Genomic DNA, 17,270 nt, shown 5'->3' on the forward strand with positions numbered 1-17,270 from the left:
TCCCACAAATGACTGTCCGGTCTCTTAACGGTTCACTCCCGGGCCGAATTCCCCGGTGTTTCCATTTCCGGTTTCCGTCCCGCTGTCTGTCCCGGACGTCTCTTTACTCTTTGCCTTAATCCCGGCCTTTGCTGCCGCAATCTTACTGTTGATCCCATCCGCCAGCTCGGTCATTTCCAGGCGGACATAAATCGCCTGAGCTGTCTGGTAATAGGTAATGGCGCTCTCATATTTCCCCTCCGCCAGGAGTTCATTTCCTTTATTCTCCAAATCAATGGCATTTTTCTGGTCATTTAACTTCTGCTGGTTTTCCAGCTCCCGTTTTTCTTCTTCCTCTTTTTTGGTTTTCTCTTCATCGGCCTGCCTGGATTCCTCCTCCGCCTGCTTCGCCGCCTGAGATTCTTCGTTGACCGCTGCCGCCGCTTCCGCTGATTTCTGGCTGTCCTTTTCCATCTTCTCCTCAGCTGCCGCCTGCTTTGCCAGGGCTTCGTCCTTTCCCGCTGAGAAATAAAGGGCTGCCGCTTTGTCCCTTGCCTGCCGGTAGGATTCCACGGCTCCTTCCATGTCGCCGTAATTCTCTTTCTGCTGACCCATTTCGATCAAATCAAATACATCGATGTAATCCCTGGTCTGCTTTAACTGGGCGTCTATATACTGCTTTCCCACGTTCCCCGCATCCATGGACAATTCCCTGGCCTTTAAATAAAGGCTCTGGGCCTTCTGGTACTCTCCTCCCGTCATGGCCTCATCCGCTAAGAGAATCTGCTCCGCCAGTTTTTTATACTGGTCCGCCTCTTTTGACTCGTCTTTTTTCTTTAGATTATCCGCCAGTTTTTTTGCTTCTCCGTAATCCTCGGAAGCTTTCTGATAATTATCATATTTTAGGTATTCCTGTCCGCTGTTTAAGTATTTTTCCAGACTCTCTTCTTTGTTTTTTATGCTCCTGTGGCGCAGATAAAAGCCAAGACTGATCCCCCCAACTGCCAAAACGACGGGAAGCGCAATAAGAAGGATCGTTTTTATGGACAGTTTCTTTTTGGGAGACTGGTAAACCTTGTCAACAAAGGTCACTGCAAGGCTGTAATTATCAACCTCGTCCGTCTCCTGTTTCCCTAAAATGATATCTTCCGCCTTTTCCAGAATCTCCCCCGGTTCCTTGGCCTCCCCGGAAATTTCCAGGAATTCATCCTCGTTTAAGTTCTCCCAGGCTCCCCTGGTCAACAGGGCAAAGCTGTCCCCGTTTTCCAGTTTCAGCCTTTTTGACGTAAGAATTTCCGGCTGCCCCCGTTCCCCCAGAAAAGAATAGAGGTTATTCCGTTCCTCATGGGCGGCCGCCTGGTCAAGCGTGACCTTCTCCTCCTCCAGCAAATTCTGGGTCAGGGACTGGTCCCTTGTCTTAATCAGGATCCTTGCGTTACGAAGCAGATAAAATCGGCTGTTTCCCACATAGCAGTACCGAAGCTTTTTATAATCCGTAACTACCATGATGACAGAAGCCTTTAAGTGCATCCCGCCCCGCTGCTTTAACAGCTCCCTGTGAGCCCGGTTCATGTCGCGTTTCAGCTTACCTGCTCTCATGGAAGGGCCTTCTACAAAGCTTCGGATCAGACTTTCCACCACAAATCTTGCACTGTTTGTCTCCAGTTCTCCATCCAGACTGTCAGCAAGTACGTAGCAGGCATAGTCATCCATCTCTACAAAGCCGAAATAATCCCGATTCTTAAGCTTCTGCCCTTCCTCTGAAATATATTGCGTTCGGAATTCAGAATTCATTCTTCTCATAAAGCACCTCCGCCCTCAGAAGCAGAACGCTTCCATTTTCTTTCTCCAAACCCGTTTTCTTTTCCGCTTCCATGACCATACTGTCTGCTTTTTCCTTTAAAGTAAAATCCTTTAGCAGGATATCTTCTATTTCCGCCCAGGACAGCACTTCAAAAATTCCTTTCGTCATAAGCAGGATCACATCCCCGGGTTTTAAGCGGATCGGTTTTTCACTGATTTCAATTTCATGGAATCCGTCTAACCCCAGGTAATTCCAGACCCGCTTTTCCTCCATGGTCCAGACTGTTTCCGCTTTGGACAGGATTCCCTCTTCATAAGCATTCAAAGCCAGAACATCCAATGTCTGCCCTTTGCTTAAGGGGATCAATTCCTGATTTCTCAGTAAAGCGATACGGATATCACCGGCCAGGCCATAATGCAATGTCCTTCCATTTACAAAGACAGCCGCCAGACAGGCTCCTCCCCGCCGTTCTCCTATGGTTTTCTGAATCCTTCGGTTCGCCTCATAAAAGGAAGTTTTAAAAAAATATTCGGGATTATGCAAAACCCGGTACGGCTGATAAGCATCAAGCAGAGTGTCTGCCGCAATCCCGGCGCATACCCTTCCGGTATTTGCTCTCCCGATTCCATCAGACAGCACAGCCAAAGTTCCCGCACTGCTTGTCTGGATTCCGGCTACATCCGCCTGTATCTCCTGATTCCCCGTAGTCTGACTGACAGCCTCTCCGCCCTTTGTTTCTCTCTCATTTTTTTCTTCCGTTTTTTTGTCTGCGGCAAGCAGAGCCACTCTCCCTGCAACAGAAGCAAACAAAAGAATTCCCAGACCACCCATTATTGTCATTGTCATTTCTGATCATTCCATTCAAAATTTTCTCCGCACAGAGGTACAAACAGAAACCGGCTTTTTCCCAGTTCGATCACATCATAAGGCTTTAATTCTGTGGGTACATAGACCGCCTCTTCATTTAAATATGCCAATCCTGCCGCATCTCCCGGCAGTATGACCGTATTTCTTTTTTTCTGGTCATAGACAATGATGGTATGATTCTTCCGGTTAATTTCATTGTCTCCTAAAATCTGTATGTCCATGTCATCCCCGCGTCCGACAAAGTTTTTACCGCTGTGGATCTTGTAATCCATACCGACTCTTGCACCGGATATACACACGAGCCAGCCGCAGACCGGCCTGATCTCTTCCTGCAAAAGTTCTACGGTTGGTTCGAATCCCAGAGGTTTTTTATCCTCTGTTTCCTCTTTTAGCTTCATCTGGCAGTAGGGGCAGGTATTCCCATAACGCCTTGCGTTAAAAACATGTCCATTGGGGCATCTCACTAAACTCATGTCTCAATCTCCCATCTTTGTTCTTATGTCAATAAGAGGCGGGTATTGGCAATGTAAATTACATCTCCCGCCGAAAGCCTGCATGGCCGGTTGGTCACCTGATAGCAGCCGCCATCCTCCACTTTTCTGATCTTTACGCCGTTTTTTGACCCCAGATCCTCCAGATACCAGGAATCCAGGCAATAATTTAAAACAGCATGCTGACCGTCGATGAATGTGCTGTATTCGCAGTCTTCAAGATCCACATCTACATCCTCATCTTCATTTTTCTTTCCTATAATAAGGGCTGTTTTTCCCGCTAAATCCCAGGATTTTAATGGTTTATCATGCTCGTCTAAAAGCATGAGCTCCCGGACTTTTGCTGCTTCCAGGAATACTGCCGGACTCTTTTTGGCCGCGGCATTTTTTGCAGTCAGCTGCAAAATCAAATCAATCACTGCCGCCAGCCCTGCTGCTGCAACCAGGGCATAAATCCACATCCGGCCGTTTTTCAGGGAAAGGAAGCCCAGGCTTAAAAATGCCGCACATATAAGAATCGCGATATCAAATCCTATTTTCATTTTTTTATTGCGTTCCATGTTTCATCTGCCCCTTTATCGTTTTTTCACACCAAAGAAAGAAGCAAACAAATCATCCGGATCTACCGGCCCTGTGCTTTTCCCGGAACCGGCCCCGGTTCCACGGTACGTCTCCATACCTTTTCCCGGCTGAAATCCAAAAAAACGTTCAAACCGGCTCATATCCGGGGCTGGATCCCCTGTTCCGCTTCCGGTCCTGCTTCTTTCCCGTCCCGCCTCCAGGATGGAGTCGTACTGCTTTCTTTTTTCTTCATCACCCAGAACCCCATAAGCTTCCTGGATTTCATACATTTTTTTATTTCCGTCCGGATCATCTTTGACCACATCCGGATGATATTTCTTTGCCAGCTTCCGATAGGCAGACTTAATATCCTTTTCTGTTGCCTGAGGAGTTACCCCGAGGATTCTGTAGTAATCGAGCATCTTTTTCTTCCCTTATAGAAAAGGGCTGCCAGTTAGGCAGCCCCTGCATGTTTATACGCTGTATCCGCCTTCCACAGCGATCTGCGCCATTTTATCTTTTTTCTGTTTGATGATCAGCCGGAACGTTCCGACACCTTCCGTATCCCCATAGTTTTCCTTATAGTCCACTATAAATGCATTGGGATATGTATATTTACGTACTACCTGGGAGGCTGCGATCACTTCAATGGTTACTTTCCGGTAGCAGTCTGACTTTTCTGCAGGAACCAGAGACCAGAGTCCCAACTGCCTTGTAGAATCAAAAGGATCTCCATCCACTGCTGTTAAAATCTTTCCTGAGATTTCAACAGTACTTCCCAGATCGGTGGAACGCGCGTTGGAATCAAGAGGAATATCTGTCCTGAATTTTACTCCTGTAATGCTGATGGTTCCCAGGTCGATGGTAGACGGCCCTTCTACTTTTAATGTAAATCCCATAATCTGTTCCTTCCTTTCTTTTATTGTTTTTGATTATTCTCCGCTGAATCCGCCTTCAAACTTCAGGGAAGTCATCTTGTCCTTCTTCTGTTTCAGGAGAAGCTTAAATACACCGGCTCCGGTTTCATCCGTAAAATCCTCTGTGTAATCCACTACGAATGCATTGGGAACAGTGATCTGTCTGACCACCTGAGATGCACTTACAACATCGATCTGAACATTCCGGTAGCAGTCCGAATTTTCTGCCGGGACCAAAGCCCATCTGGCCAGCTTGCTGGTGTCATCTGCGGTTTCCCCGCCGACTGCAGCCAGTATCTTTCCTTCTACCAGGACCGTTGAACCAAGATCTGTTGATCTGGCATTGGAATCATGGGGAATATCTGCTCCAAATACCACTTTCGTGATACTTGTTTCGCGCAGTTCTACCGATTCACTACCTGTGATTTTCATTCTAAGTCCCATATTTCATCCTCCATTCTTAATAAATAATTTTGTAATCCATAAGCCGTTTGTTACCGGCTTTCAGTTACCTGATTTTTAAAATCTACCCGGTATAACCTATGCGGTCTGCCCTTTTCTGGTCAGTTCCACCTTAAGATTTCTGGTGGTATTGCTGAATGTCAGCTGTACATTGCAGATACCGTTCTTCTCATCAATATCGAAATCCAGCTCATCTCCGTCCTGAAGCAGGGAATTAACATACTGGCGGTTTGCATCCCATTTGCTCTTCTGGCTGTTCGGATTATTACTGAAAAATTTCAAAATCTTATCCTGCTTGAAATCTCCGCTGTAGAACCGCAGCATCCGCTCGATGTAAGTAACTACAAGCGTTTTATAAATAGGTTCATATTCTGAGCCATTGCTTAATAGATTCCTCGCTTTATAAACCATGATGTTTTTAATATCGCGGCCCTTATGCTGGGCATTGTCTGATGTAAAAACAAATCCGAAGCCTGTGTGGTTAATGGAATTTTTAATGGCGTTGGTAAATCCGGAGATTTCCTTCGTCATACTGGTGGTGACCAGAAGAGCGTTGTCGCCCGCCTCTATGTCATAACGCACACCCGGATACTCCTTGGTGGTGTTGGGGAACCTCTGCTTTAAATATTCCGGACACTGCCATGCGGCAGCGATTCCTGCGGCACCATAGGCAGCCCCCACATAGACTCCCTCAATCCACATCTTCATAATGTCTTCTTTTTCTTCCGAAAGAGCTACATTTCCGTCGTTGTCAATGACCATACGCTTATCCAGAATCAATCCGGATTTATCTTTTGGTATAATGGTAACATTGGGAATGCAGGGGACTACAAACTCACTGTAATCCTTCTTCATTAACGGAGTACATTTGTCTTTGAAAATACCGATTCCTTCCGTAGCCACATAACTGAATGTGCTTTCCTCTCCGGTGGAAAAGCTGAAAAAGGTTGTGATCTTATACGGATTGACCGCATTCATCAGCGTAGCAAGGCTCTCCATGGAATTGGTCCCCGGCTTCCTCTCCTTCTGATTGCCTGCAAACCGCATTCTCTGAAGTTTTCCGCCTCCGGACTGGTTCAGTTCCACATCCGGAACGATTCCAAACCAAAGAGTATTTTCAAACTCATTTTTATCATTTGTCGTATTTAAATAAGTCAGAAGTCTTGGCAGATTGCTTGATTTCACCATCATTTCCAAAGGCGTGTTTGTAATAAGAAGCTTTGGCTGCATCCCTTTTTCTTTTACCTGATACTGGTCAAAGAAAGCCTTTACCCCCAGAATCTTTTCAATCAGAGGCTTTACCGCTTTTACGAAATCATCTTTACTTTTTTTATAAAATTCAAGATAGGTATTGTAATTATGTACTTCTACCTCCCGGTCCACCGTACTTTCCACTGTGGAAGTAAGCGGGCAGAAGGTCCTGACCACCAGTTCTCTGACATAATCAGACGGGTTCTCATTCAGAGCATCGTAGTCATCCCGGAATGTCTGGATCAGGCTTGTATTAATGTGATCGTCCACCACGGCAAGCTGGGTTCCTTCTTCCTGTTTCATTTCCAGGATTTTCAGTTCTCCGTCATCCCCCATGCTTAAAAGCCCCGCCTTAAATTCCTGGCCGCTTTGAGCCGTTTCACCGTTTCCTAATAGCAGTCGGGTCTTGATGTCTTCGATTGCAAGCGGAAGCATGGCCAATACATTATTATAATTATGGCTCGCCTGTTCAAACTGGTAATTCAGCTTATCTCCCATGTCAAGACGCTTGGGATCTTCCTCCTCTAACTCCATGTATTTCCCATAAGTATACTGGATCTCTCTGCGCACCTGGCGGATATCTTCCATAATCTTTTTCGGAGATATCATATCCAGGACATTGCTGAACTTAAAGTCCACATTTGCCACTCCCAGGGCGCCTTTTGCATCCTGTAAGGTGATCAGCATATTCAGCAGGTCATTCATTTCATTGAGCGGTATTTCCGTAATACAGTTATCCGGTATATTCTCTGGTTTGATCAGGCTGTACTGGATGCTTCCAGTTTTAGCATCACACCAGGAGTAAACAACCGGCGAGAATTTTTCTAAAAATTCTTCAAAACTTTCTACCAGAAGCACTTCGTTAATTTCCTTGATTTTGTCATCATCCAAGCTGGTCTTTCCTCTCACATCCCCGATCAGGGTCAGAAGGTTCAGCTTTTCAGGATTAATTTCAGAAAATAGAATTGTCCGGTTCGTTTGTGTGATAGTTTCCATAGGCACCACTCCCTCTTTCTTACTTTTATTCATTCGTTCTTCCCCTGTAAAAAGGATCAGAAACGTGAACAACGTTATCATTGCCGCAGGCAGTCATGCCCGCTTTTACTGAAGCATTGAAATATAGTGAACCTCCAGGTCATAAGCTCCATCCGGTGACGTAATGGAAATGATGTCACCAAAGCTTACGCTGTACTGGATCTTCCTGCATACGATAGAACTTCCGATCATGATCGAAGAGTCCGAAGAATGATACAAAATCATCCGCCTGTCTTCATCGGCTATCAGGAAAATGCCATCCAGCCCTAAAGCGGCTGACGCATTGGGATATTCTTTCATCAGATCGCCGAGGCTTACCCGGTTATCCTTGATTTTATACATCGGAAACGTAAGCGGCGGGATCTCATCTTCTCCCTCCGGCTGTGAAATAAAATAAGCATCCATTTTCCCCTGGAAACGGTTACTGGCTTTCTTTTCGGTTATTACTTCCAGCTCGGGTTTCGGTTTATGGAAAATCCTCCAAAGAGCTGCACCCAACGCTGCAAGAACCAGGACAATGACCCACCAGTATGCTTTCCATAAGGGCATTACCGTAATGCTGTAGGTATAAGAGATTGCTGCCTCTCCGTCGGAGATTTTTAACAGAATATTCCCGTTACCGGATTTCAATGGTTTTATGGTAAGGACTCCGCCTTCCAAGCCGATTTCTGCTAAGTCTCCCGCATCCTGGTCCAACGTATAAAGAAGCGGATCTCCGTCAAAATCGGTAAAATAATCATCAAGTACAAACTGTTTTTCCTTGCTGAAAGGGTTATAGCGTACCTGGTCAGGAAGCTCTCCTGCCGGCGGAGTATTAATAACCTGAATTCTTGCCGTTTCGAAAACGCAGGATTCCATCACGTCATCCAAACGGGAGTCTATGTAATAAGTTCCTGACTGGGGCAAAACCACCTGTCCTGCAATTACACCGCCTTCTATGGCAGTTTCCAGACTTTTCCTGCCGTTTTCCGCTTGCCCGTCCGCATAAATTTCCATTTTGGGAGTGAAATTTTTATAAAACGTTTCGTCCGTTATCACAGTTCCGTTCTTATCTTTGAAATAAATCCGATAAGGCAATGGCTGGTTTCTTCCCGCCGCCGTTTCTATTTCCATAACAGGAATTAAGCCTCTGTAGCTGATCAGATAAATCTTTAGCTCCTGGTTTTTCAGCGTATTTGTTTGTATCGTCAATTCCTTGATATCATTTTTTACTTCTGATATCTTAGCCACGGAATAATGGACCAGATTGACCGGCTTTATCTGCTGGTCTCCGTAGAATACTGTGGTGTCTCCGATCTGCTGCGCCGAAATCATCAATACATCCATTTCATCCAGATAGGAATCATCTAATTTAATGCGGATACTCTGGCTGCCTTCTGCATAAATACTGTTCGTGATCTCCTGAATGCGGTAGGCCATATTCGAATTAAATATCCCGTACAAAACTTCAATTAATGTTTCCGGCTTTTCAACCGTATAATTCCGGGCATTTGTCTGTCCGGAAATCTCCTTCAGAACATCCTTGTTTCCATCGTATTTGCCGAATGCAACGGTATAAACCGGTATTCCCTGGGACTGGCAGGCTTCTACAGTATTCTTTAAATCCAGGTTGGAGCTTTCTAATGTTCTTCCCGTTGAAGATCCGTTCAAATCCGACTCTCCATCAGAAATTAAAACAATCATACGTTTCCGTCCGCTTTCCTGCCCTGTCAATCCGTATGCGTAGCTTAAGCCCAAGCCAATATCTGTATTACCGGAATAACCGGTTGAATCCATCAGTGCCTTTAACGAGTCCCGCTCTTCCTGGGTTCTTACAGAAACAGGGGCCGCAGATGACATGATGTGGTCATTATATGCCACAAAACCGATCCGGATATCAGCACTATGAACCGTATCTACAAATGCCTTTACCATTCCAATTGCAGTGTGGTCCGGATCGTTGGCTGCCATAGAGCCGCTGTAATCCATAACAAAAGTAACATCCAGCCCATTCTTCTCACTGGCAATTTCCTCCGCCGATACTCCAAAGGAGTTTGAAATAAAAACAAAACAAAATAGTACAAATACAACTGCTTTTAATCTTCTCATAGATTTTTACACACCTTTGTTTCTGTCTTTTATTAATTACAATATACACCAAAATTCGACGGAAAAATTTAACATGTAAAAAATAACGGTTTATATGTAACTTTTGGTAATATTTCTGCATTTTTATCTTTTTTTATGCTATAACATAAAACCAGATTGCCGGTTTAGCCATGGGATCTACGTTTTATCCTATTTAACAGTTAACTTTAAAAGCGTTCATACAAAATAACCTTCAATGTGAAAATCCCGTTTTTCCCCTCTGCGGCCAGGATTCCATGGTATTTTTCTGCCACCTTTTTCATAGAGCGTAATCCAAAACCATGTATGCCATCCTTTTTTCTGCTTTTGAACCCTCCGCCTTCCACCTGCTCCAGTTCACCCGTATACCGGTTTTTGATATTGAATAAAAGGCTTCCCCTTTCATATTTCATTTCAAGCCACATTTCCCGATTTTCTTCTTCCACCTCCTCCAGTGCTTCCACTGCATTATCAAACGCATTTCCCTGCAGAACACACAGATCACTGTCATCAATATTCAGTTCTCTCGGCAGCTTTATCCTTGTGTTCATGCGAATCCCCTTTAACCGGGCTTCCGTACTTAAATTGTTCACAAGGGCATCTACCACCAGATTTCCGGTTCTTCCCTCCAGCCTTTCCCTTTTTCCTGTCTCTCCGATCATTTCAGCCAATATTTCCATCAGCTTTTCCTTCTCTTCATGCCTCGCAAGCTCCTGAATATAAATCAGTTTCTGCTTTAAGTCATGGCGCTTCGTATGAAGCTCGACCGCTTCCTCTTCTTCCAATTGTCTCTGTTTCCGGTATAATTCCATCTGTTTTATGTATATACGTTCATTGTTCTTTATCCGGGCATCTTCTGCCCTGTGAACATAAAACGGATAAACGCTTAAATGAAGTATCATCATCGCTGCAGTCCCTAAGAACAGCCACCAGGATAATTCCCCCCTCCGGCTCCCTGCCTGCTCCACTGTCATGTAAAAAGAGTAATATACCGTCATTGCAGCCATCAGGGGTAAAATCATGGAGATACCTTCCCCGCAAATCTCCTTTTCCAGCCCTTTCTTCTTCATAAAAGCCCGGATCCCCATAACCAGCGGCAGCATTGCCGCTTTTGACAGCAGCAATGGGGCTATTGTGCCGGCACCGTCTTTACCCGTGTATATTTCAAATCCCAGCAGAGCGAGCAGCTCCGCCAGTCCCCACAAGGCAGCAAACAGCATGGAAAAAGTACAGCGTTTCCACAAAGGAGCTGTATATCCCAAAAGTCCCGCAAGCTCTGCCGCGACCAGAGTCATCAACAGATTCCTTATCCACATATGCCCGGCTGCGTTCATGTTCATGTACATCTGCCCGAAAAAGAAAAGCAGCCATCCTGCTGCCTTTCTCTTCCCTTTTATTTCTGTTAAAAACAGCTCCAGATATAATTTCAAAAGTGCCATGCTGTACAGGGTTGTGCATGCACTTACTATGATCCTGACCTCATATCTCATATATGACACCATTCCATTGTCTCATACAGATTCTCTTCCACTTCTTTCCGCCGGCTCCGGCTGACCGGAAGGCGGGTCCCATTCATCAGTTCCACAATGTCGGCCGAAAATCTGGCAATGTACCAGTAATTGACCAGGTATGATTTATGGATTCTTAAAAAACGCGTTTTATGGACTTTTAATTCTTCCTCTACGGTTTCCAGATTCTTATACAGCTTATAGCGCCCGCCTTCCCACGCGATCTCCGTCATCCGGCGCTTGCTTTCAAAATACATCACATCTTTTAACAATACCTTATAATCCGACCGGTCATAACGGAAACGGTAGTATTGATCTTCCTTTCCGATCAGCTTTAAGATGTGGTTAAATGTCGAAGTAAACTCTTTATTCTCTATGGGCTTAACAATAAAACCAATCGGAGCAGCTTTAAATGCCTCCTTCATATAACTGTCATAGGACGTCACAAAAACCATCTGTACGGTCCGGTCCGCTTCACGAATCATTCCTGCTGCCGTCAAACCGTTTAAATGGTTCATCTCAATATCCATATAAATGATATCAAAACGCTTTCCCTCATACACTGCCTTAACGATCTCTTCCCCGTCTGTATAAACATCAATCTCCAGGTTTACTCCATTTTCATAACCCAATTCATACAGACGCTTTTCCAGTTCCCACAGCAGCAGACGGTCATCGTCACAAATTCCAATTTCTAACATGGCCTTCCCCCCACTATCATGCAATCGCTAAAGATATTTCATTTCATTTTTCAACGTACTTTCCTATTGGATTAGAAGTACTTTTCTCTGCATGCATCACAGCTTTTACTGCAATTTCTGCAAAATATTCCTTTTTATTACTAACGCTTCCAGCATATACTCAAATTTGACAAATTTCAACCCAAGTGCCAAAATTATACACTTTGAGTTCCAAAATTTGCACTTTACGCTCTGATATAAGCAAATATTTTATTGGAAGCAAAAAAGGATCCGGCAGATTTATGTCTACCGGATCCTTACTTTGCATATATTATTTTTTATTTCAAATTCTTTTTTTAAGAATCTTTTTTTGAATTACCCGAATTTGATTTTTTAACGGATGACTCCTGCTTTTCTTTTCCCGCGCCGGAATTATTTTTATTATTTCCAGTTTTATCATTACTCTCTTTCCCAGAACTTTCGGTACTTCTCGGAGTTTCTGTTATGGCATTTTCCTTCTCTTTTTCATTCATTGACTGTTCTTTTGCTTCTGCTTTTTCAGCCTTGGATTCTGCCTTTTCCACTCCCTTTTCTACCTTGTTCTGCACTTTTATCTCCGAATCAGGCTTTGCACTCCCGTTGGTTTTATCCGCACTGTCCGATTTTTCCTGGCCTTTCTCCGGGGCTTTTTCCTTCTTTGTTTTACCGGTGCTTTCATCATCTTTGCCGGAAAGGGTGCTGACATCTGCCGGTTCCTTGGCTTTTGCAGAAGAATCGGTCGCTTTATCATATGGGATTTCGGAATGATCCGTATCTGCTGCTTTTCTATTCTTTTTTATTTCTTTCATAATGTCTTTTACAGGTTTATTAAGCCACTCCTCAATTACTATACTTTCCGGATCACTGGCACCTGCTCTCAGCTTCTTAACCAGATTCAGCTTTCCAGGTGTTACTCCCAGCTCCCTTGCTTCTTCGACCCGCTCTAATCCGACACTCGAAACCTCAACTTCAACATTTTCATTTACAAATTCACTGACCGCCTCACGTATTTCAATAACAAATTCATCGGCCAATTCTGCATTACCGCTTGAAACTGTAATAACAATGCCTCCAGCCATATATTTTACAGAATCATTAGCCGGAGCTTCCCCGGTATGACTGTCCTCCGCCGCTTCACTTGCTGTGGCAGTAACCGGGCTGGCGTTACCCCCTGTGAAATAACCCTTTTTTGAGATCTGCCGTACCGTTGCCATGATTGCATCTTCAATGGATTTATGATTTAAATCCGAAATACCGATCTCATTTAATATGGCCTGTCCGTCATCGTTTACTGCATAAACCCTGATTACCCGTTTAAAACGGTTCAATGTGTATTCAATAGAAGGATTCACATCAAGACTGACATAGGAATAAGGAGTTTCATAGGCCCATACTCCTACACCGGAACATAATAACATGACCGCCACACACACCGTACATAATACTGATTTTTTTAAGTTTTTCATTTTTATCCCATCTTCCCTTTGTCGGATCAGTAAGCCAGGTATCTTACCAGGGGAAACTGTTTCTGTTATTTGAATCTCCTGACCTACCGCATAATTTTTATTTTTTATTTTTTTTATGCTGCCATCATCAGACAGTACTGCTGCAAATCGCCCTTTTATTTCAACTACAACTGATTTCATTGCCTCATCTCCTCCCTGATATGTCGCAGATATTCTGCAAGTTCTGGATACTCTCCGGATAGTATCACTATGGCTGCTATTATATATTTTCGATGGCGCTCTATTATTTTCCGGGGTACTTTTGTGTTTTTTTCAAGTATTTTTACGGGTAATAATTTCGTGATTTTCAGTACACTTATAGCCACAGGATCCTCAAGGCAGAAGAGAATGATTTTCCCGCAGGCTGATTTTGTTTTTGCCGCTTTGGGAGAACATTTTGTTAAATCAAAAAAGGTAAAACCATATTCCTTTAAAATTTCATTTACCGCATTGATCTCAAAAGCAAGGCTTTCCTGTTTTTGAGACTCCATTGATTTTTTGGTAACTGCATATTGGATATGATTGTCCTCTTCCTCATCCGAATCCAAATCAAATACAATCGGATTCACACTTATCTCCTGTTTGTATTTATACTGCTGTCTGATATAGTCAATTAACCGTCTTTGTACTACTAATTTTGCAAACCTAAAAAAACTGCCTTTTGTTAAATCATAATCACTCACTGCCTGGACAAAAGCGCTTAAGGCAATCGACCACTCGTCATCGCTCTTTGTTATGTAATGACCCGTAACCTTTGATGCTATATTTAAAATGACCGTTTCATGCTGTTCGATAAAACGGTTTAATGTATTTTCATTCCGGGCTGCTTCCAAAGCCAGATAATCCAATTCTCTCAGGACAATACCTCCTTATACGATTTCATTGTTATCCAATTTTGCTTGTATATCCTTTTATACCCTCTATCGGTCCGATGATTTATATTTTTTATACTATATATTTTAATTCGGTAAATTTATTAATTTTTTTGGGGTACCTGCTAATTTTAATAATAAAATTTCAAATTCCCCCGATTTTACTATACCCCATAAATTCTTTCGGTTAGAATCAATGATTGGGAAACGAAAAAGCAGTTTTGGCATTTCAGTGAACCGCCCTTCGTTTATGCAATAGAGGAAATTTATTTATAAGCGGAGGAAAGTTGTTGTTTTCTCCTATATTCAAGCGGAGTCATCCCGTAATATTTGTTAAATATTTCACAATAATAACTGGCACCACCAAAACCGCAATCATAAGCAATTTCTGTTACAGTCTTATCGGTAGCGTTTAAATAATTAAGGCTCTGACTTAGCCTGTACCTGGTCAGGTAGGTAATGGGAGACTCTTTTAAGTATTTCTTGAAAAAAGCAGCGCATTTACTTTTGCAGCAGGAACCAGAGTTTGCAATTTCAACTAAGGTAATTTTATTCTGATAATTGCCCTGTATGTAGCGAAGCATGCTTTTTAAAGGGGTAAGGTCCGAAGTGCTTGTACTGTCTATTGGTGTATCAGGTGACACATAAGAAAATAAATACTCAAAAATTTCAAGGAAATGGCGCATTATCATAAAAGGTGCCAATTCTTTTTCTATGTTTTGATATATGTCCGCAATCAGTGCCAAACAATGACTTTGCCAGGATATATCACTGTTCAGCAGCATATAGGGATGATTTTTATCGTATAAAATATGCTCCACATACCGACTGTAAAAATCATCGGTCACATGCAGGAGAGAAGGGTGTAATAGTACACATAAAAAATCGCATTGATTATGAACTTCTGAAAAACCATAGTGCAGATTGCGGCTATTGACAAAAATACCATTTCCTTTTGTAAGTTCAATCAATTCACCATTCACATTATAAGTCATACTTCCGTCCAGGATAACAATAAATTCTAAATCGTCATGCCAGTGACTCATGGCAGAGTAATTAGGATATGAGGATAACAGACCACGTCTTGCATAGACTTGAAATGATGGATTGTTATATGCCACATTTTCGGATAAATCGCTGTTGAGTGTAGAACATGGTTTCATAAAAGCCTCCTTTAATACTGAAAATGGAAGATTGATATATAATAATACAATATAATGGAAGATAAATAAAGAAAATTGTGATAGAATTACATAAAATATATGAGATTTGAGGTGAGAAGAATGCTGGCAGATTATCATGTGCATACGGAATTTAGCGATGACTCAATTTATCCAATGGAAGATGTGGTAAAGGATGCGATTGCCATGAATATGGATGAAATTTGTTTTACAGATCATGTGGATTATGGCATAAAGCTTGACTGGGATTCGGGGAAGGAAATCCAATATCGGGGCGAAGAGCCGCTTGCAAACGTAAATTATCCTATGTATGAAGCGAGCATCAGGGAATTACAATATTTATATGGAGATCGGATTTCAATTAAAATGGGAATGGAATTTGGAATGCAGATGCATACAATGGAACAGTATGAAAAGCTCTTTCAAAGGTACCCTTTTGATTTTATTATACTTTCTGTTCATCAGGTGGAGGATAAGGAGTTCTGGACACAGGATTTTCAAAAAGACAGGACACAGCAGGAGTGCAACGAGCGATACTATAAGGAAATGCTTAATTTGGTAAAAAATTATAAGAATTACAGTGTACTCGGTCATATGGATTTGATCGTGCGCTATGACAAAGCTGGGATATATCCATTTGAGAAGGTGAAACCGTATGTTGAGAAAATTTTGAAGATTGTCATAGAAGACGGAAAAGGGATTGAAGTAAATACTTCATCCCATAGGTATGGCTTAAGGGATATGACACCTTCCAGGGATATAATGAAATTATACCGTGATCTTGGAGGAAAAATAATTACGATAGGCAGCGATAGCCATAAGCCAGAGCATTTAGGCGCATATATACAAGAAACAAAAGAGATACTGCGGGATTTGGGATTTCATAGTTTTTGCACTTACGAAAGAATGAAGCCTGTGTTTCATGATATTTAGTATAAATATGTTTTGTCTTTATACAGTGATAGAATGCATAACCTTATTACCACTTCGCGGTATTTCCGCAGGAGTTTGGACCCCCGCTTTAAGAAGCGGGGGGACTTCCTTGATAAGGTTAAATTCTTATTCATCATCATATGTTTTACAAGGTTTGGAATAGGGATTATTTTTTCTGTCATATTTTTCAATGGGGTTCGGACCTCTGACAACAGTACGCAGAACACGCAGATTGCCGTTTTCATCTGAAGCTATTCTCCAGTCAACCATTAAAATTTCACCATTTATTATCTCAATGCCGGTTATTCCGCGGGTTCGAATGCAGCACCCTGTATTAAAATATGGAAGATCATCTGCTTTGGGGTATTTGGGTCTGTGGGTATGACCGCAGATCAGCATCATTTTATGCCTTTCTATCCATTCATCGTATACCTTTTCTACTTTATGCCTTTTAAATAAATTACGGGCAGGGCTTGTAGGATTATCGAAGCCAACAAGATGCAGGTATCTCCAAAAATAGCGGAGCAATAACATGGACAGAAACCAGAGCTGATCGTTCATAATGTCACCCTGGTGACCATGGAGCACAAGGATCTTCTGCTTACTATTCTTATATTTAAGGACTAAGGCTTCCTTAGGTTCTAAACCTTTGAACAGTTCAACCTTTTTTTGATTATATTCATCGTAGTATTGATAATAGTTTTCTTTTACAAAACGCTTTGATTTTAAATAAATATTATGATTGCCATATAGCATGATAAAGCGGTCCGCATCATAGAATTTTTTCATTACGGTAAACACATCGGTGTGAGCCAGCCGGATCACACTGAAATTCTTGTACTCCCAAAGTTCATCGCCATCGCCTGCTTCAACATAAACATAGCCTTCTTTATAATAATAATTCAGTGCATGCAAAAATATGTTCTGATTCCGTATAAATTCATCGGATACACTGTCATCGCCTCTATGACAATCACTAAAGAAAATATATTTTGAGCTTTTATCAAAGGATACCGTATCGGCATTTTTAAAGGCTCTCGTCAGCCGTTTTTCAGTTTTCATTCTGCCTCCATATATTA

At 42.5% G+C, this 17,270-nt stretch carries 16 protein-coding genes; 1 reads left to right on the top strand and 15 read right to left on the bottom strand.

Annotated elements, in window-relative coordinates; translation table 11 throughout:
* Window positions 1–24: 24 nt before the first annotated feature.
* The 14 genes from BQ9856_RS14990 to BQ9856_RS15055 all read right to left on the bottom strand — a co-directional run bounded on the left by BQ9856_RS14990 (window position 25) and on the right by BQ9856_RS15055 (window position 15,240).
* Window positions 25–1,782, bottom strand: coding sequence for a PP2C family protein-serine/threonine phosphatase (locus BQ9856_RS14990; RefSeq protein WP_077611750.1), 1,758 nt, complete (start codon window positions 1,780–1,782; stop codon window positions 25–27).
* On the bottom strand, window positions 1,763–2,629 hold the full coding sequence (locus BQ9856_RS14995) for a PP2C family protein-serine/threonine phosphatase (RefSeq protein WP_077611751.1): 867 nt from the start codon (window positions 2,627–2,629) through the stop codon (window positions 1,763–1,765). Before BQ9856_RS14995 ends, BQ9856_RS14990 begins: the two co-directional genes overlap by 20 nt.
* The gene (locus BQ9856_RS15000) at window positions 2,626–3,123 is read right to left on the bottom strand and encodes an FHA domain-containing protein (protein WP_077611752.1); all 498 of its coding nucleotides are present in this window, start codon (window positions 3,121–3,123) and stop codon (window positions 2,626–2,628) included. Before BQ9856_RS15000 ends, BQ9856_RS14995 begins: the two co-directional genes overlap by 4 nt.
* A 23-nt stretch (window positions 3,124–3,146) precedes the next feature.
* Window positions 3,147–3,701, bottom strand: coding sequence for an FHA domain-containing protein (locus BQ9856_RS15005; RefSeq protein WP_077611753.1), 555 nt, complete (start codon window positions 3,699–3,701; stop codon window positions 3,147–3,149).
* Window positions 3,702–3,716: 15 nt separating this feature from the next.
* On the bottom strand, window positions 3,717–4,124 hold the full coding sequence (locus tag BQ9856_RS15010) for a DnaJ domain-containing protein (RefSeq protein WP_077611754.1): 408 nt from the start codon (window positions 4,122–4,124) through the stop codon (window positions 3,717–3,719).
* A gap of 51 nt (window positions 4,125–4,175) precedes the next feature.
* Entirely contained in the window at window positions 4,176–4,601 is a 426-nt protein-coding gene (locus BQ9856_RS15015) for a membrane-associated protease 1 (protein WP_077611755.1), read from the bottom strand.
* 33 nt (window positions 4,602–4,634) lie between these two features.
* Window positions 4,635–5,063 (bottom strand): membrane-associated protease 1, encoded by a 429-nt coding sequence (locus BQ9856_RS15020; protein ID WP_077611756.1) that lies wholly within the window; start codon window positions 5,061–5,063, stop codon window positions 4,635–4,637.
* A gap of 96 nt (window positions 5,064–5,159) precedes the next feature.
* The gene (locus BQ9856_RS15025) at window positions 5,160–7,361 is read right to left on the bottom strand and encodes a transcriptional regulator (RefSeq protein ID WP_442855534.1); all 2,202 of its coding nucleotides are present in this window, start codon (window positions 7,359–7,361) and stop codon (window positions 5,160–5,162) included.
* A gap of 72 nt (window positions 7,362–7,433) precedes the next feature.
* A complete protein-coding gene (locus BQ9856_RS15030) occupies window positions 7,434–9,455 on the bottom strand; it encodes a vWA domain-containing protein (RefSeq protein WP_077611757.1) in 2,022 nt (673 codons plus the stop codon).
* A gap of 206 nt (window positions 9,456–9,661) precedes the next feature.
* Window positions 9,662–10,975: an ATP-binding protein gene (locus BQ9856_RS15035; RefSeq protein ID WP_077611758.1), complete on the bottom strand. Its 1,314-nt coding sequence runs from the start codon at window positions 10,973–10,975 to the stop codon at window positions 9,662–9,664.
* Complete coding sequence (locus BQ9856_RS15040; protein ID WP_077611759.1) at window positions 10,960–11,682, bottom strand: LytR/AlgR family response regulator transcription factor; 723 nt, start codon at window positions 11,680–11,682, stop codon at window positions 10,960–10,962. Before BQ9856_RS15040 ends, BQ9856_RS15035 begins: the two co-directional genes overlap by 16 nt.
* Before the next feature lie 335 nt (window positions 11,683–12,017).
* Entirely contained in the window at window positions 12,018–13,346 is a 1,329-nt protein-coding gene (locus tag BQ9856_RS15045; protein WP_077611760.1) for an anti-sigma-I factor RsgI family protein, read from the bottom strand.
* Complete coding sequence (locus BQ9856_RS15050) at window positions 13,343–14,053, bottom strand: sigma factor (RefSeq protein ID WP_159442007.1); 711 nt, start codon at window positions 14,051–14,053, stop codon at window positions 13,343–13,345. Before BQ9856_RS15050 ends, BQ9856_RS15045 begins: the two co-directional genes overlap by 4 nt.
* 290 nt (window positions 14,054–14,343) lie before the next feature.
* Window positions 14,344–15,240: a helix-turn-helix transcriptional regulator gene (locus BQ9856_RS15055; protein WP_159442008.1), complete on the bottom strand. Its 897-nt coding sequence runs from the start codon at window positions 15,238–15,240 to the stop codon at window positions 14,344–14,346.
* 120 nt (window positions 15,241–15,360) lie between these two features.
* Here BQ9856_RS15055 and BQ9856_RS15060 point away from each other — a divergent pair, with 120 nt between their 5' ends.
* Complete coding sequence (locus tag BQ9856_RS15060; protein ID WP_077611763.1) at window positions 15,361–16,191, top strand: histidinol-phosphatase HisJ family protein; 831 nt, start codon at window positions 15,361–15,363, stop codon at window positions 16,189–16,191.
* Window positions 16,192–16,317: 126 nt separating this feature from the next.
* Here BQ9856_RS15060 and BQ9856_RS15065 read toward each other — a convergent pair whose 3' ends face one another.
* Complete coding sequence (locus BQ9856_RS15065) at window positions 16,318–17,253, bottom strand: metallophosphoesterase (RefSeq protein WP_077611764.1); 936 nt, start codon at window positions 17,251–17,253, stop codon at window positions 16,318–16,320.
* Window positions 17,254–17,270 lie beyond the last annotated feature (17 nt).

The organism is Clostridium sp. Marseille-P2415 (assembly GCF_900155545.1).
Classification (GTDB): domain Bacteria; phylum Bacillota; class Clostridia; order Lachnospirales; family Lachnospiraceae; genus Lacrimispora.